Below are 18,999 nucleotides of genomic sequence, written 5' to 3' on the forward strand. Positions count from 1 at the left end.
CCACCAACCATTAACTATTAACTCATTGATTCATAAGCCAAATAAATACAAAAAATGTAAAAAGAACTGACTTTTCTTAAGAAATTTTATTATACTTGTTTACATAAGGTAACATTCTGTTAAGGAAGTTAAGGTACTGACTATGCAAGATACAACAAGAGCTACTACTCCAGTCATCGACGATCGCAACGCGTGGCGCTGGGGTTTCACTCCTCAAGCAGAAGTTTGGAACGGTCGTTTGGCAATGATTGGTTTTGCTGCAGCCGCTTTAATTGAATTGTTCTCCGGTCAAGGTTTCCTCCATTTCTGGGGCATTCTATAATAAATGAACTTAGATTAATTTTCCGACCAAGCAAAAGAAACCCGATTTCTGTTTGAAATCGGGTTTCTTATTTTGTTGTTCACGCTCTGCTTCAAAAGAGAAGTTGAAGCAGTTCTAACGAAAAAATTTCACCGCCTTTCCTCAGTTCTAGTGGGGTTAGCAATGCCAAGCAACATCGAAATGGCAGGTATTACTAACCCTACTTTCTATTTTCAAGGCAGTTCCAATGAAAAAATTTTCACCCCGAGCGTGAAATAAGTATTCTTACTCTCTGCCCTCTGCCTTTTTTAAGACAAAGACAGCCTCGAAATCAACATTCCCAGATAAAATCTGGGAACGAGACAAGAGTATCTTGCAAAAGACTTCTAGCGGATGTACTCTTTAAGAACGCTGTTGCGATTTGGGTGACGTAACTTGCGAAGTGCCTTCGCCTCAATTTGGCGAATCCGTTCGCGAGTGACATTAAAGATTTGTCCGATTTCTTCTAGAGTCTTCATGCGACCATCATCTAAACCGTAGCGCAATCTAAGAACATCTCGTTCGCGAGGGCTGAGACTATCAAGAACTTTTTCCAAATCCTCTCTCAGCAGATTCTTGGAGACTTGATCTTCTGGAGTTTCGCCATCGGACTCGATAAAATCGCCCAATCGAGAATCTTCTTCTTTACCGATTGGTGTCTCTAGTGAAATTGGTAACTGAGCAGACTTAGCGATAAACCGCAGTTTTTCGATAGTCATTTCCATTCTCGTAGCAATTTCTTCCTCTGTGGGTTTGCGTCCCATTTCTTGAGAAAGCAGCTTGGTTGTTTTCTTAATACGAGAGATGGTTTCATAGAGGTGAACTGGCAGACGGATCGTCCGGGATTGATCTGCGATCGCTCTTGTGATTGCCTGACGAATCCACCACGTTGCGTAAGTAGAGAACTTATAACCTTTTTCGTGGTCAAACTTTTCTGCAGCGCGAATCAAACCGAGACTGCCTTCCTGAATCAAATCCTGGAAAGACAAACCCCGATTCATGTATTTCTTAGCAATTGAAACGACAAGACGCAGGTTGGATTGCACCATTTTGTCTTTCGCTCTACGACCAACGTGCAGTCGGTAGCGGAATTGTGGCAGTGGTAATTGTACTGCTTCTGCCCATTCACTATCGTAAGGTTCGCGAGCCAACTGTTGTGAAAGTTTTTCGCGTATCCGTTCCAATTCGAGCAAATCCGCAATTTTCCGCGCCAGTTCAATTTCTTCGTCTGCACGTAATAGGCGAATTCTTCCTATTTCTTGCAAATAAAGGCGAATAGAATCTTCGGTATAATGCTTCTTCTTAGTTTGAGACCGACGACGCGATTTAGCGGCTTTCCCAGACTTTGCGTCGTCCTCATCAGACTGAGGTTCTAAAAATTCATCAAGTTCGCCGTCATCGCCAATCAGCAAGTCCTCTTCATCATCTATCAAGAGTTCTTCCAACTCGAGTTCAGGCTGATTCATCTCGATTTCTAGTTCGTCAGGCTGATATGCTATTTGTTCGAGTACGTTATTAGCCTGGTTCATGCCGCGTTCCTCATGCTCCTTGCAGAATCAATTACTCAAGATTACGTTTACCGCTCTTTGCAGTAAGCTAATTAGCCAACATAAAAGAGGGTTTTTGGCAATTTTGCCACTCTATTTCTCAGAATTTTATGCGCCTTTCAAGCAAGCTGTATGCCCAGAGGGGGCAGTTTGCCTGAAGGTCAACATATTTTTCAATTCCCTATTGCATGTGTTGTTTTGCAACACAACAATCGGTCGGTTTGTCTAAAAAAGACCTGTCTTGCTAAAAAAATTTACTAGTTCATACAAATGAATATGACTGTTGGGGGATTCTTTTGTAAAGACTGTACCGATTGTAGCCTGTTTCACAGAAAATGCACTCTTTTTGTAGTGTAACCATGAAGTTATTAAAATGGGTTCAAGGCTGTTCTAGCAAAAAGAAATTAAAAACGGTACCCATATTTTTGAATTTTCTTCAAAACTTTCTTAGGTAAAAGTTTACAGGTACAGGTGCTCATCTCTAGTTCAAAGTATTAAGCAAAACAGCAATTACTTAGAAATAGTGCCCTCGCACACTTTCTCATACTAGAAAGACACTTACATCCATTTTTACATTTCCTTCATAAGTTATCGCAGAATCTTTAAAGAAGCTCACTCGCGCAAAAGTTTGTCGTCTTAACGTTACTTAGGGAGGTTTTACATTTTCTTCTAACAGGCATTTCATAGGTAAATGACAGTCGTAGTGCTTTGTGAAGTTGACTCAACCGTGTTCCGCTTGCTGTCTTAACTAGGGAGTTAAGGGCTTGGGCAGAATCAGCTTGACACTTAAGGGATCTAGACTTAACTCAAATGGTCTTTCTCCCAGGTTAGCGTACTGCTGAAATTTCCATCCTTTGAAACTTGACAAACTGTTCCTATTGTATACAACGATATTCTAATCAATTTAAAAAGGATTTGACAGTTGAGAATATCGATATTAACCGATTTAATACATTAGTGCATAGGTTAAATGCAAAATATACTCAAGTTTAAAACACGGCTTGGAGAAATATATTTAACACGCTAACCTTAATGCTAATCGTAGTGACCCTTAGATTAGAAAGTCAGTACAGGTAACTTTCTATGCTTGGATGATTTCCCCTCTCATCAAGATAGTAGTGCAACCTCAGAAACATGGTAGTCTACGAGTAATGCTACGTATTTTATTCTCCATGTGTGCCAGACAATAGGGCTGTTGGTTGAAGGTGCAGATTGCCAACTATAAAGGGATGATAAGCTTATGATTACAATTTACATATATTTTCTTGAGATACTGTGATCTTTAATACCTTTACAAAAAAATAAATAAATCTGTCTGATGGGAGAAAATTATAAATATTTTTTATATGTTTTATTAAAAAATATTAAATAATATAAGCTAAATCTTTAAAAATCTTTACTGTCAAAATTTTTTCTTAAAGTATAAATCCCACAGTCTCCACTCAAAACAGACCTTACCCCAAACCTCAATGAGAACGTTGCTATCTCCTTCAAGGAGAGGGGTTTGAGAGGGTAAGGTCTGTTGAACTCACGTGTTTTAGATATCTAAGTCCATGAGGTTAAGTTTAGAACCGTAAGTTTCAATAAATTCGCGACGGGGAGCTACACGATCGCCCATCAAAATTGTGAAAATGCGATCGGCTTCAGCGGCGTCTTCAATTTCCACTTGTTTGAGGGTGCGTTGCGCTGGGTCCATAGTCGTATCCCAAAGTTGTTGGGGCATCATCTCACCCAAACCTTTGAAGCGTTGGATGGTGTAGTTAGCGTTTTCGGGAAAGCTTGCTATGTGCTCCTGTAATTCGCGATCGCTGTAAAGATACCTATGATTTTTGCCCCTTTCCACCTTATAAAGTGGAGGACAAGCAATGTAGACGTAGCCCTGCTCGATCAGCGCCCTCTGATACCGATAGAAGAAAGTTAACAACAGAGTACGGATATGAGCGCCATCTACGTCAGCGTCCGTCATCACCACTACTCGGTGGTACCGGAGTTGGGACGCATCAAATTCTTCACCCTTGACTCCCAAACCAAGCGCTGTAATCAGGGATTGAATTTCCGTGTTTTTGTAAATTTTGGCGTCATCGGTTTTCTCAATGTTGAGGATTTTCCCGCGTAGGGGAAGAATCGCTTGGAATCGGCGATCGCGTCCTTGCTTGGCACTGTTATGGACGAATACACCACTGGCTAAAGCAAAGTTATGCGTATGGGGAACTTCTATATCGTAAACGTCCACCCTTTCTTCTAAGCTTTCGATGGAAACAACACGGTGGTTGTAGTTGGTAACTGCTTCAGTGGCAAGAGCTTGATTTCCATGAAAGTAGCGATTGCAAAAGCTATCAAACCGCAGCAAAGATTTGTCTTTTGTTTGCAAGCGATAGCTTTGATATACATCCAAATCTAACTTGCCTTGCTCAACTTCGATTTGCTTAAGAGCAGCAAGGGTTTTGCAATAGTATGTTTGTTCTAATGCTGCTTTGCGCTTCGCTCGAAACTCTGGTGTCCATTGTTCTTGAGTCTTTTCCCGACGCCAGTTCAACAGATTCTCATCCTGCCATTGTTGCTTTGCCAGCTGAGAATTAACGGTACGCGCTTGGGGATGATTGGCATAATAATTGCGAACCCCTTCAGCCTGAGATATACAGTTTGCTTCGTCGCTCCAATAGTCCTGCTGCGCTTTGTTAAGACGTTCGGTATTTTGTTGGCGGTACGTGTCGTTGGTATTGTAGTGCTCGCGCCACTTACTAACCATGTAAGCTTTGTAGGCTTGGTCTTGCCACTGTACTCTCGCCTGCTGTGAAAGCATTTGCCGCGTTTGACCTTGCTGCATTCTTTGGCTCATCTTGGCACGGAATTCCTTGCTTTGACGAGTTTTCCGGCTTTTTGCGATCGCATCTTGTCTGTGCAATGTCTGTCCAACATGAGCGCGATGTAGTGCTAGATGTTGAGCGGCTGGTAAACGTTGCAAGTTAGTAGGATTGTTATTGCGCTTGTTGAAATCAATGTGATGGCAGTGGTCTCCATCTGTCAACCGATAAATTCCCAACGAGCGATTATACCAATCTGCCAACACGTGAGTAAACAGCCAAGAATCAGAACGAGGGTTCCAAACCATTTCATAACCATTAATGGTAATTCCTGGTTGACGCGTATCTGATAACTGACGATACAAAGGCATTAGGGAATCATGTGGAGTGAGCAATGCAGCTGGCTTATAGCTACCGTCGCGTAACATAAAACGGTGATCCGGCGTGCAAACAATGGTTTCTCCATTATCCAAAGTCACCTTAATAACCTTGGCATTTGCCTTGGTCATTCGGGGGTTAACGATCCGCTCTACACCCACAGTACCGTCATTACGGATGGTATAGCAAAAATGCTCTTTCCCCATCGCTTGCTCAGCCACAATTTCTTTGAAACTGAGGGATCGCCCATCAGCCAGAGCTACGAGTGTATCTCCATCAAAGCACCCGCCGGCTGAATCTCCTTCCACAATAAAGATTTCCGACTCTTTAGGGTCTCTGGTACTGCAATCTGCCAATTTTCCCGGTAAAGGGGAAGACTCGAGCACCGATTTGCGCCGCACGAGTTCCCGTGCGTGGCGGGCGGCTTCTGCGGCTTTAAAAGCCTGGATGGCTTTATCTAAAATGGAATCAGCGATACTGGGACGAAATTCCAGGTACTCGTTGAGAGCTTCTCCTACCAAAGAATCGACAATTCCCCTGACTTCGGTGTTGCCTAATTTTGTTTTAGTTTGTCCTTCAAATTCTGGGTCTGGAACTTTGACAGAAATTACACCTGTCAAACCTTCTCGGACATGTTCCCCACTCAAATTCGGTTCGTTTTCTTTTATTTTGTTGCGCTTGCGGGCGATCGCATTGAGAGTCCGAGTCAGGACTGTCTTTAATCCTTCAAGGTGAGTCCCTCCGTCCACCGTCCGAATATTATTGGCAAAACCGAGAACATTGTCTGTATAAGCATCTGTACACCACTGCAAAGCCACTTCGACTTGAACGTTATTGCGTTCGCCCTGCACGTAAACAATTTCCTCGTGCAGTGGCTGCTTGTCGCTGTTCATGTAAGCGATGTACTCTCGAATCCCGCCCTTGTATTCGTAAGTTTCTACTTTAGGTTGGTCGCTTTTTAGGAGTTCTAAACGGTTATCAGTAAATGTAATTTTGACACCTGCATTCAAATATGCGAGTTCGCGCAAGCGGCTTGCTAAAGTGGTGTAGTCAAACTCAGTGGTAGTCGTAAAAATTTGGCTATCCGGTTTAAAACTAACAGCGGTTCCAGTTCGGCTTTCTTTATATGATTTTGCTACCAGGTCTGTAACGGGAACACCTCGTTCGTAGCGTTGGTTGTGAACCTTCTTATCTCGCCAAACTGTCACTTCTACCCATTCAGACAAAGCGTTGACCACGGAAACACCCACCCCGTGCAATCCTCCCGAAACTTTGTAACCGCCACTGCCAAACTTACCCCCAGCGTGTAGTACAGTTAATACTGTTTCTAAGGCTGATTTTCCTGTTTGCGGGTGGATATCAGTGGGAATACCCCTTCCGTTATCTACAACTGTAACTGAACCATCGGCATTAAGATCCACCTCCACATGGGTACAGTAACCCGCCAACGCTTCATCTATAGAGTTGTCCACAACTTCATAAACTAGATGGTGGAGTCCTCGCGGTCCGGTAGTCCCTATGTACATTCCCGGTCGTTTGCGGACGGGTTCCAGACCTTCCAGAACTTGAATCTGAGCGGCGCTGTAACTGCTCGTCATGAAAATTCTCCTGATTAGTGGGGGGGAAAAAGTCGCCCAAAGGCGAAAAAGTTAAAAACACTCCAGAATTCTAGCACAAAAGCCTTAGTGACGACTGTGGGCCGACCTGAAGAGAAATTTAATATGGGGATATACCCTTTGGGAATTATGAATTATGAATGATGAATTATGAAAGTTAGGCATTTCTTCTGGTTTCATAATTTATAATCCATTATTCATAATTTTTCTGATGACCAAATTAATTGTGATTTGTGGCGCAACAGCAACAGGTAAGTCAGGTTTAGCATTGGCTTTGGCGTTGCGACTCGGTAGTATCATTCTCAGTGCCGATTCCCGTCAGGTATACAGGGAGTTTGATATCGGTACAGCTAAGCCTACAACAGATGAACAAAAGTTGCTACCTCATTACTTAATCGATATCTGCAACCCCACAGACACTTTGACAGTTGCTGATTATCAAGCACAAGCACAAGCACTGATCTCTTTTCCCCCAATTGTGGGACAAGGGGACAACGGAGAGCGAGAGGACAAGGCGGACAATTCTACCTTGTCTACCCCCTCCCCCCATCCCCCCCTCCTATTAGTTGGAGGTACAGGGCTATACATTAAATCCATAACGCGGGGAATGAAGATTCCTAGAGTAGCACCCCACCAAGAACTGCGATCGCAACTCGAATCGTTAGGTCAAAGGCAATTGTATGCCATGTTGCAACAAATTGACCCAATTGCTACAGAAAAAATTCATCCTAACGATCCAGTGCGGACTTTAAGAGCGTTAGAGGTATTTTATGTAACTGGTCGTCCAATTTCCAAGCAGCAAGGTGAAAACCCTCCAGATTATCCCATTCTGCAAATTGGGTTGGATTGCTATCCCGCACATCTGACAAATCGCATTGCACGGCGTACTGAAAAAATGATTGCAGATGGTTTGGTAGCTGAGGTAGAGTTTCTTTGTCAAAAGTACGGTACCGATTTACCTTTACTCAATACTTTAGGATATCAAGAAATTAAGCAATATTTAGCGGGGGAAATTTCTTTAGAGAAAGCTAAAGAACTCACCGTTTTGCACACACGGCAATTTGCCAAACGTCAACGGACTTGGTTTAGAGCATATCCTGAAATTGAATGGTTCGATGCCGAGAGCCCTGATTTATTAGAAGATGTTTGGCAACGCTTGCAAGCCTTTATGACTCTGTAAATATTTTAACATAAAATATGTTAACCTCAGTAGTGAAAGTCAACCTATTTTTAACGGGGAGCGGTGATTGGGTAAGTAGTAACCAGTTATCCCTTTTATTAAAATAGGAGCTTCAAAAGGTCGATCTTTTTCTTTTTATGAAAAAATCAAGACTGATAGAAGAATGCAATTCATCAAATCATGAACAGTAGAAATTCAATTTTGTTTCTTTCCTTACTATTTAATACTTTATTTATAGTAATTGGTATTATATTTGTTCTCAAAAAAGGTGGTTTTCCCTATTTGTGGACAAAAGTTTCAGCTAAAACTAGCTCAACTGCTGTTTACAGCACGTATCACTTACATAAAAAAAGCCAATTTGAAATTTTGCCTAAATCCAACTTGGGAATTGTTTTTCTAGGAGATAGCATAACTGATGAAGGTGAATGGGTAGAGTTACTCAAAAATTGCGATGTTCAAAACCGTGGTATTAGTTCTGATACAACCGAGTTCGTACTCAATCGTTTAGACGCTATAGTTGAAGCTCAACCAAAGAAAATTTTTTTGATGATAGGTATTAACGATATTATTAATTACAATAAATCTCTAGAAGAAGTCCTAATAAATTATAAAGCTATTCTAACAAAACTCCAGAAACAAACACCAAAAACAAAAGTTTTTATTCAAAGTGTTTTACCTGTAAACAATCAAATAACTCGTTACTATAAAGATAATAGTAATATTTTAAAATTAAATTCAAAGTTACAAGAGTTATCAAAAGATTTTTCCTATCAATATATAGATTTGTTTTCTTATCTAGCAGATTCTAAGAATCAATTAGATATTAAATATACTTCTGATGGACTGCATTTAAACGGTCAAGGTTACTTGATATGGGCAAAAGCTATTGAAAAGTATGTTAATGATTGAGAACCCTCTAACGAGATGTATATAAGGAGCTTCCAGAAAATTTTATTTTTTTATCAAAGTGAATAGCGAATAGCCACTGATAACTAAGATAAAAAGTATGGTAGTGGGAAAAATTACAACATCTCTCACAATAAATAAAATCCAATCTTTCCTAAGTTCCTGTTTTGCTTTAAGTTCTCGCAGTTTTCGCTCAAGCACTGCATCTTCTTGAGATGGTAAATTTACAGATAACACAACTAGCGACCGCTCGCTTTTGTTAGCAATTATATCTGATAAATCTATGAAATTTTCCATAATGCTAAATGCCAACAATTTTACTTTCCATATTGTTATTTTCGTCTGCAATCCATAAAGATTTACCCCTCTGCTTTGCTTCCACTGCTACCTCCATCAAGGTAATAGCTTTTAGAAGAACTTCAGCATTATCTCCATTAATCTTATGAGCTAATTGGTTCAATGTTTCATAAAGTTCAAATGAGATATCTAAACTGATTTGCACGCGTTGATTTTTCTCTCGTAAAGTCATTTTAAACTAGAATGATAACTAATTTGTATTAATATAATTAAGCACATCACAAATTATAATCTTTGCTAGAGGTATTGCGACTATCGTACATATCTTTGGTTATTTCCTCTAGTGTGCGAGCGTCTTCTCAAGCACCAAAACTTTCCATAAATATTTCTAGTGAATGTTCTGTGGGTATATTTTCTAAGGGAAGAATTGTTTCAGAAGCTGTAAGTCGATTTGCTTCAGTCCTACCTAATTTCTGCATTTTTTCCGAGCTTTTGCCATCATTTTTACTAAAGTAATTCCTTAACATAAAATGTCACTATTCGTTACACAATTTTTTGAGCAACTTTTTCTAACTTCTCATTAAGTTTATAATATGCATAGTGGTTAAAGTAAATTATTCTTTTATAGAAGTGATAGTTTTATCCTTCTATAAAATATTTGTAGCGTTTTTTATTGATTTTCTAAAAATTCATCTACTGTCATTCCTGCTTGTCGAATCAAACTTCTAAGTAAACCTGGCGCTAATTCCCGATGATTAGGAACTGATAAAGTTGGTTTTAATATGTGCGAAAGAATCATGTGGCTCCCAGTTTGATGATCTAAGACGTAACCAAACTTCTCAAAAATTTTTACCGCTTCTTTACCAGAAATATTTGATAAACGTCCCATTTATCAAGAAAGGCAGAGGGCAGCTTTGCTGGAGGCAGAAGGGAATACTGGCTCCGCTCTCTGCGAGTTACCAAAGGGAACAAGGGTTTAAGACCCCGACTGAACTCCGTTCAGTCGCTACCATTTAGGAGGGGTCTGAATCCCCTTCTAAATGGAACCTTCTGCCCTCTGCCTTCGTACTTCTGCCTTCTTCAAACTATGACTTCCCCAATAAAGGTTTGAGATTCTTTTGGAACATAGGGCTTACCGTGCTTGGCTTCAACGTGAAGATAGCCTTTAATCGCATCCTTAATATTTTCAATCGCTTCATCCAACGTCTTACCTTGACTTACACAACCAGGAAGTTCAGGAACTTCAGCAACATACCCTTCATATTCCGAATCAAATGTAAAAATCACCTTGAATTTCATAAATAATTTGTACCAAATTGAGCATCAGGTGCAATATATAGTTAAATCGAAGGAATTTCCAAGAAGTAAATTATCCCCTATTGCGAAGTGAGCGTCTTTTCCTGCCTATTTTTAAGACGGACACTAATCCTATGATACAAGAAAAATTTAGAGATTTTTTAATTTGGAAGTCCTTAATAAAACTACAGATACACGCATAAAACGCTAATTTATCCGCGTTCATCTGCGTGCATCTGTAGCTCAAAATCAAAACTTAACCTACCAACTCAAGCCCCCGTTTCTTTAAAGCCGCAGCAGTTAAACCATTAAACGCCATCAATTCGCCAGCACTTGCAGTTGTTTCTCCACGCTTCCAAGCGAAAGTATCACGCTTACTAGTACTTCTCAACATAATAGGTTCAAGCATAGCACTAGCACCACCAGTTACACCAATCAAAGCATCACCATCAAACAATTCAGCAAATTTTTCATCGCTTACAAAATCGCCATCAGGTTCGGAACAGGTATCCCAAGCCGTATCACCAAGACGATACAAACGACGCGGGTTAATAACAGAAACTATCTTAACTCCAATACCCTCTTGTTCTAAGGAAGCAGCAGCTTCAAACACTGGTATTAAAGTCATATCGCCAATTACAGCAAAAACAACTTTCTTCTTACCAGAAGTTTCATGCAATGCGATCGCACCATCATGCAATCCCTGACGAGTTTGTTCAAAAGTCGTGCGAATGGGTAAAGGAGATTTACTAGCAGTAATGACAATTCCCTTATTCTTAGTTGTTAGCGCCCAGTCATAACAAACTTGAATGCTATTAGCATCCGGAGGAAAAACAGGAAACACATTACCGTTCCGCATCATAGAAGCAAAATAAGCTTCAATTTCCGGACGTTGGTGAGTCCAACCATTGCGCCCTTGCTCCAACGCACCAGCAGTAAATAACGTAATAGTCGAAGGTGTAAGACGGCGCAATTCTGCCATTGCTTGGGTCACAGTTTGCCAAATAGGTAACCCGTTGATAGCAAAAGATTCATAAGAACACCATAACGTTCTCGCACCCATTAAAGACAAGCCAACAGCTAACCCCGCACAAGCATCTTCACTCAAAGGTTCGTAAACTTGTCCGTTGGGTGTTTGGTTGTATAGATCGTCAGTGGTGGGGTGAATGATCTTCAGTGCTTGGTTAATATTACCGATCCCAGATGCTTCGTTACCATCAGCATTGGTGACAAGGAAGTGACTGTCTATCTGTCCAACTTTTGCTACCAATTGTCCCATGGCTGTGGTAGAAACTTTTGCTTCCCCTCCAACAGCGTATTCTTCTAAAGGCAATTTGCCTAAATCTGGCAAAGGATATTCAAATTCTGTCACAACAGTCTTCGCTGCAGGACCCCCACCCGCACGCTCGCAATTTGTTCTTACCAATTCCCAAGCTTCTACAGGTAAAGCTCGTTCTTTCAAAGCACTAACAATGTGGGGTGCGTCTAAAGTATCTTTCGGATAGAGGTTGTGAGACTTAGCACCTCGTGCGTGAACTCCCGCGCCTTTGAGTTGTTTGATAATAAAAACAGTCAGCTTACCCCCCAACGCCGAACGCGCAGCTTTATCCACCCCTGAGAGTACAGCTTGAGTAAACGCTAACCTCTTCTCAAAGGAAAAAGCAGTACTGTCAACATAATCTCCCGATTGGTTTGTGTCGTCAAAATCTTTAGCATCAACTAACACGACTTCCTCAAAACCGTTACCCCGCCAGTATTCGAGCATCTGTTGGTTAGTTTTGAGAGATACCATGCTGTGGTGTTCTTGACTGTAACCGTTCCATACCAACACAGGTAAGAAATTAGTCACGCCAGGAAAAGCGGTGTGGAAGTGCGCCATTGAACTCATGACATAAGGTTCGCCCAACCCACCATCGCCAATGGTAAAGGGAAAAAGCTTGTCTTTGTGCAGCAGCGCAGCCGCCATTGCAAAATGTTGCCCCTGTCCTAAAGGACCAGCAGGTGCTAAAATACCGGGAATGTAGCCGGAGAGATGCCCTAACAACCCGTGCTTTTCTCGGAAGCGATCGCGCAATTGCTGCACCGTGTAAATTCCCATGTCCTCTAACGAACGATCTAAGAACATGGCACTGTAAAAGCCAGGGGCATGATGTCCCACTTCGGTAATAATATTTTTGTAACCGAGCATGACAAGCGATGCGTAAGCTTCCGCTTGGCTGGCAAACCCACCAGGGTGTCCGGAGGCTTTACTACCAGTAATTTGCAATGTTAGATAGCGCAAAGCATCAGCAGCAAGTAAGGTTTGGAAGACAGCTGCTGGATCTGAGGCATTGGCGATCGCACAATCACCCGAATCTACTGCTGGTATTTTGCCATAAGTTTCAAAACCTGGGATAGCTCCGCCAAAGTATTGAATTCCTTCACAAAAATTAGGAGCCGTTGAAGTTTCCTTTGGGGTAGTTGCTGTCATGCTGAGTACCTTTATCGAAGTGTTCTGAAGAGGCAAAATAAATGCTTGTTCAATTTAACAAAAATTTTACAACTTTCATGTTGTCAGAATAAATTACTATTTAGTCATACAACGATAATAATCTTGAATGTCGTGCATCACATAATTGAATGGCTTTATGGTAGGTTCAGTAAAAAGATTTTTATATAAGAAAATTTATGATACTACCAAATCCGGTGCAGAAGCCACCTTCGGTACAGCTATTGGAGTGGATTTTCACTCCCTTGTCACAGATGGAAGAATGCGCCAAACGCTACGGCGACATATTTACTCTCCAGTTAGGTCGCAACACTCCACCTTTGGTAGTCACGAGTCATCCCCAAGCCTTGCAAGAAATTTTAACCAACGATACAGAAAAGTTTACATCTCCAGGAGAGTTAAATACAGAATTTGAACCCCTAGTTGGGAAACAATCGGTTTTCACCTTAAGTGGAGAAGCACATCAGCGTCAAAGGCAATTATTAATGCCTCCTTTTCATGGTGATAGGATGCGAAGCTACGGACAAGTCATTAACGATGTAACAGAACAGATAATGAGCCAATGGCAAATCGGTAAACCTTTTTGTGCTCGTTCTGCAATGCAAGCCATAACCTTACGCGTAATCATACAAGCCGTGTTTGGACTGTACAACAGTTCCCGCGCCCAACAATTAGAGCAACTGTTAGCTGCGATCTTAGATCGAGGGAGTTCCCTGCTATCCATGACTTTGCTGTTTTTCCCAGCATTAAGAATGAGTTATCCAGGTTCGTGGCTCTGGGAAAAAGGAATGCGCCGTCAGCAAAAAGCAGACGAACTGATTTACTCAGAAATTCAAGAGCGTCGCAAGCAGGGTAACTGCTTGCGTACAGATATTCTCAGTATGCTCGTAGCTGCAAGAGATGAAATGGGAGAACAAATGACCGATGAACAGTTGCGCGACGAGCTCATCACTGTACTGACAGCAGGACACGAGACAACAGCCACAGCTTTAACCTGGGCGTTGTACTGGATTCACAAATTGCCTGCAGTTCGAGAACAATTGCTGCAAGAACTAGATAACTTAGGCGAAAATCCAGATCCCATGACTGTTTTTAAACTCCCCTACCTCAATGCAGTTTGCTGTGAAACCTTACGTATTTACCCAGTAGGAATGCTGACCTTTGCACGAGTTGCTCAAACATCAGTTTCACTCATGGGACACACAATAGAACCCGGTACAGACGTAATTGGATCGATTTACCTTGCTCACCGACGTCAAGAAACATACCCCGAACCAGAAAATTTCAAGCCAGAACGTTTTCTAGAAAAGCAATTTTCACCTTATGAATTTTTACCATTTGGTGGTGGAATTAGGCGCTGTATTGGTTTAGCCTTTGCTCAATTTGAAATGAAACTCGTGCTGGCAAAAATTCTATCAACTTATAACTTAGCTTCAGTCAATTATCATGAAGTTAAACCAAAACGTCGCGGTTTAGTAACAGGTCCCAATCGTCCCATTGAATTAGTAATTAAAAATCAACATAAAACTAAACCAATCCCCAGCACATCCTCCTTGGAATTGGTAGAAAAACCTCTGTAATTTTTCTTTGTAACCTTTGCGTATTTACAGTTCATTTATTTCAAAAATAAAATAGAGCCATGTAATAAATGGAAGCTATTAGGTGACGCTTATACTGCTATAATTTCAATAGGATAATTATATGTTCCCCGATCTCAATTATGGAAATCACAAAAATATCCAATGAAGGACAAGTAATAATTCCCGAACCATTGCGAAAGTCTCATGGCTGGGAAGTAGAACAGGAACTGATAGCAATTGATATGGGTGACGGAATTCTTCTGAAACCAAAAAAACCTTTTTTAGAAACAACACTGGCTGATGTTGCTGGATGCTTAAAATACCAAGGAACACCAAAAACTGTTGAAGAAATGGATGATGCTATTCGTCAGGGTATAGAGGAATCATGGCATGGTGGCAGTTGATACTAATATAAAAGAGCTAAGGGATTAACTAGTTGTGAAGTACAACAACCTTAAGTTGATAATTTTACTCAGTCAAGCATTAATTCCTCTCTCCCTTTCAATCCGGAGCGAAGGTACACTCATTACCTGTTGAAATTGCACCAACTTCAAAAATTTTACAAATAAAATAGAATTCTGATAAGTAGCCAATCTATCAACTTCAAAAAAAATGTTTATCTAAAGTTAGTTTCATTGGTAAAAAAGTCGGTGAGATAACAAGATATGATGAAACTACCAAACACTGTCCGAACTCCAGGTCTTATCCAAATTCTACATTGGATTCTCAGCCCTATGGCGCAAATGGAAGCCTGTGCCAAACGCTATGGTGACATTTTTACACTAAACTTGATGCAACCAGTTGTTTTTGTTAGCAATCCTCAAGCGCTACAACAAATATTAACTAGTGATACAAAAGAATTTGAAGCACCTAGCGATTGGAATACTGTGTTTGAACCAATGCTTGGGAAGAATTCCGTAATTACTTTAAGCGGAGAAGCACACCGAAGACAACGGCAATTATTAATGCCTCCATTTCACGGTGACAGAATGAAAGTCTACGGACAAGTGATGAGCAAAGTTACTGAAGAAGTTATGAGTCAATGGCAAATAGATAAGCCATTTTCTCTGAGAAATGCAATGCAAACAATTGCTTTGCGCGTTATCATGCAAGCCGTATTTGGATTGTATGATAGCGATCGCGCTGAAGAAATAGAAAAAACTTTATGTTTGTTGTTAGATGAACGCGAAAATACTCCTATAAGAGTTCTTCAACTCTATTTTCCTGCTTTACAAAAAGATTTGGGACCGCAAAGCCCTTGGGGAAGATTTCTTCGCAATCGAGCAAAAGTTCACCAACTTCTACAAGAGGAAATTCAAGAACGACGAGAAAAACCAGACGCATCCCGCACTGATATCCTAAGCTTGCTTATGGCTGCTACAGATGAAGATGGTCAGCCGATGACAGATGAAGAATTACGCGACGAGTTAGTGACCTTACTTACAGCCGGTCACGAAACAACCGCAACAGCCTTAACTTGGGCAATATACTGGATTCACAAGCTACCAGAAGTCAAAGAAAAACTGCAAGCAGAACTCGATTCGTTGAGCGCTCGCTTGGATTATAGTACCGTGTTGAAACTACCCTACCTCAATGCTGTGTGCTGTGAAACTCTCCGGATTTATCCAGTAGGAATGCTGACCTTTCCAAGGGTAGTCAAAACCCCTGTCTCAATGTGCGGTTACGACCTCGAACCCGGTACAATTCTACTTGGCTCAATTTACCTCACACATCAGCGCGAGGACTTATATCCCGAACCCAAGCAGTTTAAACCAGAACGTTTTTTAGAAAGGCAATTTTCGCCATACGAATATTTACCTTTTGGCGGTGGTGTCAGGCGCTGCATTGGTACTGCATTTGCTCAATTTGAGATGAAAGTGGTGTTAGCAACAATTCTGTCTCAACTTGACTTGGCGTTAGTTACAAAAGATGATATTAAACCAAAACGTCGTGGATTAGTCACAGGTCCTCATCGTCCCATAGAAATGGCAGTTGCAAGTCCGCATAGCATTAAATCTCAACTTTTGGAATCTATTTCCGGTTAAGTGTTCTATCTCCCTCACCTCTGTCCTCTGCGTACTCTGCGCCTGGTGCGGTTCAAAAGGAAAAATTTTCGGCGAATAGAATCCGGTATTATACAAACAAAGTCCGCCTAAGCGCAAAGCGCACGCTACGCGATGCCGCAGGCTATGCCCGTAAGGGCTATACGCGGACTAACGGTTGGAGATTTTGAAACCCACGTAGGTGGGTTTCGCCTGTATAGCCGCGAATTCTATTCGCCGGGGTAAAAATCAAAAAATTTATTATGAAATTACCGTTATTACAAACAATCCAATTAATAATCAACCCGATAAAGTTCTTAGAAAACAGTGCTGCTCGATATGGTGACCCTTTCTCAGTCCGAGTATTAGGACTGAATTCTCCACCTGTGGTATTTTTTAGTCATCCTCAAGCCATTGCAGAGTGCTTCGCAGTACCAGCTAAAGAGTTGGATTTTAAAAAAGCGACTCATGTGTTTGAACCTTTGTTTGGCTCAAATTCTATAGTTTTACAAGAAGGACGATCGCACAACCGACAGCGTCAGTTATTAATGCCACCTTTTCATGGCGATCGCATGAAAACTTACGGTGAAGCTATTTGCAATATAACAGAAGAAGCCACACAAAACTGGCAAGTAGGGACAATAGTTTCTATGCAAAAAATTATGCCAGATATCACTTTGCAAATTATTCTGCAAGTTGTCTTTGGTCTTCGTCCAGGCGATCGCTATCAACAACTTAGAAAAAAATTAACTTCATTACTAGAAGATATTACAAAACCATTATACTCTACTTTCTTTTTCTTTCCACCACTCCAGAAAGATTTAGGTACGTGGAGTCCTTGGGGAAATTACAAAAAACGGATTGAGGACATTGATAAACTCATTTATGCAGAAATTTCCGAACGCCGGGTGGAAAATAAGAATTTAGACAGTAATTCTCGCACAGATGTTCTCAGCCTGTTAATGTCAGCGAGTGACGAAGACGGGCAAAAAATGACAGATATAGAGTTACGCGACCAATTAGTCTCACTATTACTTTTAGGATATGAAACTACAGCTGCTGTTTTAACTTGGGTATTTTATTTAATTCACTCTCACCCACAAGTCAAAGATAATTTGTTAAAAGAACTAAATAGTTTGGACAGTAAAGCCTCTCCTGAAGACATAACTCAACTTCCCTATTTGAGTGCTGTTTGCCAAGAAACTCTGAGAGTGCATCCCATTGCCTTAATTTGCACCCCAAGAATGGTTAAAGATAAAGTAGAGATTGCAGGTCAGAAATATGAATTTGGAACAGTTTTAGTTCCCTGTATCTACTTAGCACATCAGCGTCTTGAAACTTATCCAGAACCAAAAAAATTTCTCCCGGAGAGATTTTTAGAGCGGAAATTTTCGCCTTATGAATATTTGCCTTTTGGTGGAGGTTATCGCGGTTGCATTGGTACAGCATTTTCCATGTACGAGCTAAAATTAGTGTTGGCAACAATTTTGATGCGCTTTCAATTAGAACTGGCTGACAATCGTCCAGTACATCCAGTGCGTAGGGGAATTACCATTGTTCCTTCAGGGGGCGTTAAGATGGTTATAAAAAGTATTAGCGATGGATGAGATTTTCTATATCTTCATGCAGATACACTTCCTAACTATCCACGTCTAAATTAGGCGATAAGAGATGTAGGGTAGGAGATAGTGAATTTATGTTGGAACAGCAAAAAATTGAAGAACAAATGCTGTCACAAGTTGCAGAAAAGACGCTATCTCAGCAGATGGATAGTGCAGACAAAATAGAAGTAGACGTACAAACAGATCTGCTGAAGATAATTCAGGGAGAAGCTGATGGAGTTTCGGTTGCAGGTCGAGGGCTAGTTATAAAAGATATCCGCTTGCAGGAATTAGTACTGCAAACAGATGGTATTTCTGTTAATCCTTTAAGTGCTCTGTTTGGTCAAGTTGAGCTTAACAAACCAGTCAATGCAACTGCTCGTGTTGTGCTTGCAGAAGCAGATATAAACAATGCTTTGAAGTCAAACTACATTCGCAGCAAAATACCAGATTTTTATTTGAATGTAGATGACAGAATTGTCACCCTTAAGCCACAAGAAATACAGATTTACTTGCCAGGAAATGGTAAGATGACGTTTAATGGAAAAATCCTGGTACAAGATCGAGGTAAGACTCAATCGGTATGTTTTGCAGCAATGGCTAGTCCCCGGACTCAGGATAAACCCGTGATGCTAGAAAATTTCAACTGCACGGAGGGAGAAGGGATAGCTCTAGATATAGTTGTTGCTTTAATGGAAAAGGTAAAAGAACTGCTTGCTCTACCATATTTTGTATTTGAGGATATGGCTATAAGAGTGAAAGAGATGAAAGTACAAAAGGAAAGCTTAATACTTTTGGTAGAAGCTTATGTAAAACATCTACCTTCGTAGAGCGATCGGCAAGCAGTAACTGAAAGCTTAAAATTGGGAAATTGAATTTTTGAATGTAGCTTTTAGGTTTAGTAATGTTAAGGGTTAACCTTGA

Annotated in this window: 16 protein-coding genes; 8 read left to right on the top strand and 8 right to left on the bottom strand. The window is 40.8% G+C overall.

Going from position 1 to position 18,999, the window contains the following annotated elements; all coding sequences use genetic code 11:
• The first annotated feature begins 142 nt into the window (after nucleotides 1-142).
• On the top strand, nucleotides 143-322 hold the full coding sequence (locus AB0756_RS38750) for a chlorophyll a/b-binding protein (protein WP_038078735.1): 180 nt from the start codon (nucleotides 143-145) through the stop codon (nucleotides 320-322).
• A gap of 365 nt (nucleotides 323-687) precedes the next feature.
• On the opposite strand, the gene rpoD is transcribed toward AB0756_RS38750, so the two are convergent.
• Nucleotides 688-1,869 carry an RNA polymerase sigma factor RpoD gene (gene rpoD, locus AB0756_RS38755; RefSeq protein ID WP_038078738.1) on the bottom strand — a complete coding sequence of 394 codons (1,182 nt, stop codon included), beginning with the start codon at nucleotides 1,867-1,869 and terminating at the stop codon, nucleotides 688-690.
• Nucleotides 1,870-3,424: 1,555 nt separating this feature from the next.
• Nucleotides 3,425-6,667, bottom strand: coding sequence for a DNA topoisomerase (ATP-hydrolyzing) subunit B (gyrB, locus tag AB0756_RS38760; RefSeq protein ID WP_038078740.1), 3,243 nt, complete (start codon nucleotides 6,665-6,667; stop codon nucleotides 3,425-3,427).
• 229 nt (nucleotides 6,668-6,896) lie between these two features.
• On the opposite strand from gyrB, the gene miaA reads away from it, so the two are divergent.
• Together miaA and AB0756_RS38770 are read left to right on the top strand one after the other, a co-directional pair.
• A complete protein-coding gene (miaA, locus tag AB0756_RS38765; RefSeq protein ID WP_050045732.1) occupies nucleotides 6,897-7,865 on the top strand; it encodes a tRNA (adenosine(37)-N6)-dimethylallyltransferase MiaA in 969 nt (322 codons plus the stop codon).
• A gap of 180 nt (nucleotides 7,866-8,045) precedes the next feature.
• The gene (locus tag AB0756_RS38770; protein ID WP_038078742.1) at nucleotides 8,046-8,774 is read left to right on the top strand and encodes a GDSL-type esterase/lipase family protein; all 729 of its coding nucleotides are present in this window, start codon (nucleotides 8,046-8,048) and stop codon (nucleotides 8,772-8,774) included.
• Between the two features lie 42 nt (nucleotides 8,775-8,816).
• On the opposite strand, the gene AB0756_RS38775 is transcribed toward AB0756_RS38770, so the two are convergent.
• The 6 genes from AB0756_RS38775 to AB0756_RS38800 form a co-directional block, all read right to left on the bottom strand.
• Complete coding sequence (locus tag AB0756_RS38775) at nucleotides 8,817-9,068, bottom strand: hypothetical protein (RefSeq protein ID WP_050045731.1); 252 nt, start codon at nucleotides 9,066-9,068, stop codon at nucleotides 8,817-8,819.
• 4 nt (nucleotides 9,069-9,072) lie between these two features.
• Entirely contained in the window at nucleotides 9,073-9,300 is a 228-nt protein-coding gene (locus tag AB0756_RS38780) for a hypothetical protein (protein ID WP_038078744.1), read from the bottom strand.
• Nucleotides 9,301-9,427: 127 nt separating this feature from the next.
• Nucleotides 9,428-9,595, bottom strand: a complete 168-nt coding sequence (locus AB0756_RS38785) for a hypothetical protein (RefSeq protein WP_153021458.1) — start codon at nucleotides 9,593-9,595, stop codon at nucleotides 9,428-9,430.
• A 143-nt stretch (nucleotides 9,596-9,738) separates the two neighbouring features.
• Nucleotides 9,739-9,957 carry a type II toxin-antitoxin system HicA family toxin gene (locus AB0756_RS38790; RefSeq protein ID WP_038078746.1) on the bottom strand — a complete coding sequence of 73 codons (219 nt, stop codon included), beginning with the start codon at nucleotides 9,955-9,957 and terminating at the stop codon, nucleotides 9,739-9,741.
• Between the two features lie 191 nt (nucleotides 9,958-10,148).
• A complete protein-coding gene (locus tag AB0756_RS38795) occupies nucleotides 10,149-10,367 on the bottom strand; it encodes a type II toxin-antitoxin system HicB family antitoxin (RefSeq protein WP_038078748.1) in 219 nt (72 codons plus the stop codon).
• A 253-nt stretch (nucleotides 10,368-10,620) separates the two neighbouring features.
• Nucleotides 10,621-12,834, bottom strand: coding sequence for a phosphoketolase family protein (locus tag AB0756_RS38800; RefSeq protein ID WP_038078750.1), 2,214 nt, complete (start codon nucleotides 12,832-12,834; stop codon nucleotides 10,621-10,623).
• 197 nt (nucleotides 12,835-13,031) lie between these two features.
• Here AB0756_RS38800 and AB0756_RS38805 point away from each other — a divergent pair, with 197 nt between their 5' ends.
• The 5 genes from AB0756_RS38805 to AB0756_RS38825 all read left to right on the top strand — a co-directional run bounded on the left by AB0756_RS38805 (nucleotide 13,032) and on the right by AB0756_RS38825 (nucleotide 18,905).
• The gene (locus AB0756_RS38805; protein WP_038078751.1) at nucleotides 13,032-14,432 is read left to right on the top strand and encodes a cytochrome P450; all 1,401 of its coding nucleotides are present in this window, start codon (nucleotides 13,032-13,034) and stop codon (nucleotides 14,430-14,432) included.
• Nucleotides 14,433-14,572: 140 nt separating this feature from the next.
• Nucleotides 14,573-14,836 carry an AbrB/MazE/SpoVT family DNA-binding domain-containing protein gene (locus AB0756_RS38810; protein ID WP_038078752.1) on the top strand — a complete coding sequence of 88 codons (264 nt, stop codon included), beginning with the start codon at nucleotides 14,573-14,575 and terminating at the stop codon, nucleotides 14,834-14,836.
• Between the two features lie 264 nt (nucleotides 14,837-15,100).
• Nucleotides 15,101-16,477 (top strand): cytochrome P450, encoded by a 1,377-nt coding sequence (locus AB0756_RS38815; protein WP_038078753.1) that lies wholly within the window; start codon nucleotides 15,101-15,103, stop codon nucleotides 16,475-16,477.
• Nucleotides 16,478-16,737: 260 nt separating this feature from the next.
• Nucleotides 16,738-18,081, top strand: coding sequence for a cytochrome P450 (locus AB0756_RS38820; protein WP_038078754.1), 1,344 nt, complete (start codon nucleotides 16,738-16,740; stop codon nucleotides 18,079-18,081).
• Between the two features lie 89 nt (nucleotides 18,082-18,170).
• Nucleotides 18,171-18,905: an LmeA family phospholipid-binding protein gene (locus AB0756_RS38825; RefSeq protein WP_038078755.1), complete on the top strand. Its 735-nt coding sequence runs from the start codon at nucleotides 18,171-18,173 to the stop codon at nucleotides 18,903-18,905.
• The last annotated feature ends 94 nt before the right edge of the window (nucleotides 18,906-18,999 follow it).

The sequence above is a fragment of the Tolypothrix campylonemoides VB511288_2 genome (assembly GCF_045999855.1).
GTDB classification, from domain to species: domain Bacteria; phylum Cyanobacteriota; class Cyanobacteriia; order Cyanobacteriales; family Nostocaceae; genus Scytonema; species Scytonema bouteillei_A.

Bases quoted from the DNA above. Each gene is read 5' to 3' on its own strand.
- AB0756_RS38750 (WP_038078735.1), top strand. From the start codon at position 143: ATGCAAGATACAACAAGAGCTACTACTCCAGTCATCGACGATCGCAAC.
- rpoD (WP_038078738.1), bottom strand. From the start codon at position 1,869: ATGAACCAGGCTAATAACGTACTCGAACAAATAGCATATCAGCCTGAC.
- gyrB (WP_038078740.1), bottom strand. From the start codon at position 6,667: ATGACGAGCAGTTACAGCGCCGCTCAGATTCAAGTTCTGGAAGGTCTG.
- miaA (WP_050045732.1), top strand. From the start codon at position 6,897: ATGACCAAATTAATTGTGATTTGTGGCGCAACAGCAACAGGTAAGTCA.
- AB0756_RS38770 (WP_038078742.1), top strand. From the start codon at position 8,046: ATGAACAGTAGAAATTCAATTTTGTTTCTTTCCTTACTATTTAATACT.
- AB0756_RS38775 (WP_050045731.1), bottom strand. From the start codon at position 9,068: ATGGAAAATTTCATAGATTTATCAGATATAATTGCTAACAAAAGCGAG.
- AB0756_RS38780 (WP_038078744.1), bottom strand. From the start codon at position 9,300: ATGACTTTACGAGAGAAAAATCAACGCGTGCAAATCAGTTTAGATATC.
- AB0756_RS38785 (WP_153021458.1), bottom strand. From the start codon at position 9,595: ATGTTAAGGAATTACTTTAGTAAAAATGATGGCAAAAGCTCGGAAAAA.
- AB0756_RS38790 (WP_038078746.1), bottom strand. From the start codon at position 9,957: ATGGGACGTTTATCAAATATTTCTGGTAAAGAAGCGGTAAAAATTTTT.
- AB0756_RS38795 (WP_038078748.1), bottom strand. From the start codon at position 10,367: ATGAAATTCAAGGTGATTTTTACATTTGATTCGGAATATGAAGGGTAT.
- AB0756_RS38800 (WP_038078750.1), bottom strand. From the start codon at position 12,834: ATGACAGCAACTACCCCAAAGGAAACTTCAACGGCTCCTAATTTTTGT.
- AB0756_RS38805 (WP_038078751.1), top strand. From the start codon at position 13,032: ATGATACTACCAAATCCGGTGCAGAAGCCACCTTCGGTACAGCTATTG.
- AB0756_RS38810 (WP_038078752.1), top strand. From the start codon at position 14,573: ATGGAAATCACAAAAATATCCAATGAAGGACAAGTAATAATTCCCGAA.
- AB0756_RS38815 (WP_038078753.1), top strand. From the start codon at position 15,101: ATGAAACTACCAAACACTGTCCGAACTCCAGGTCTTATCCAAATTCTA.
- AB0756_RS38820 (WP_038078754.1), top strand. From the start codon at position 16,738: ATGAAATTACCGTTATTACAAACAATCCAATTAATAATCAACCCGATA.
- AB0756_RS38825 (WP_038078755.1), top strand. From the start codon at position 18,171: ATGTTGGAACAGCAAAAAATTGAAGAACAAATGCTGTCACAAGTTGCA.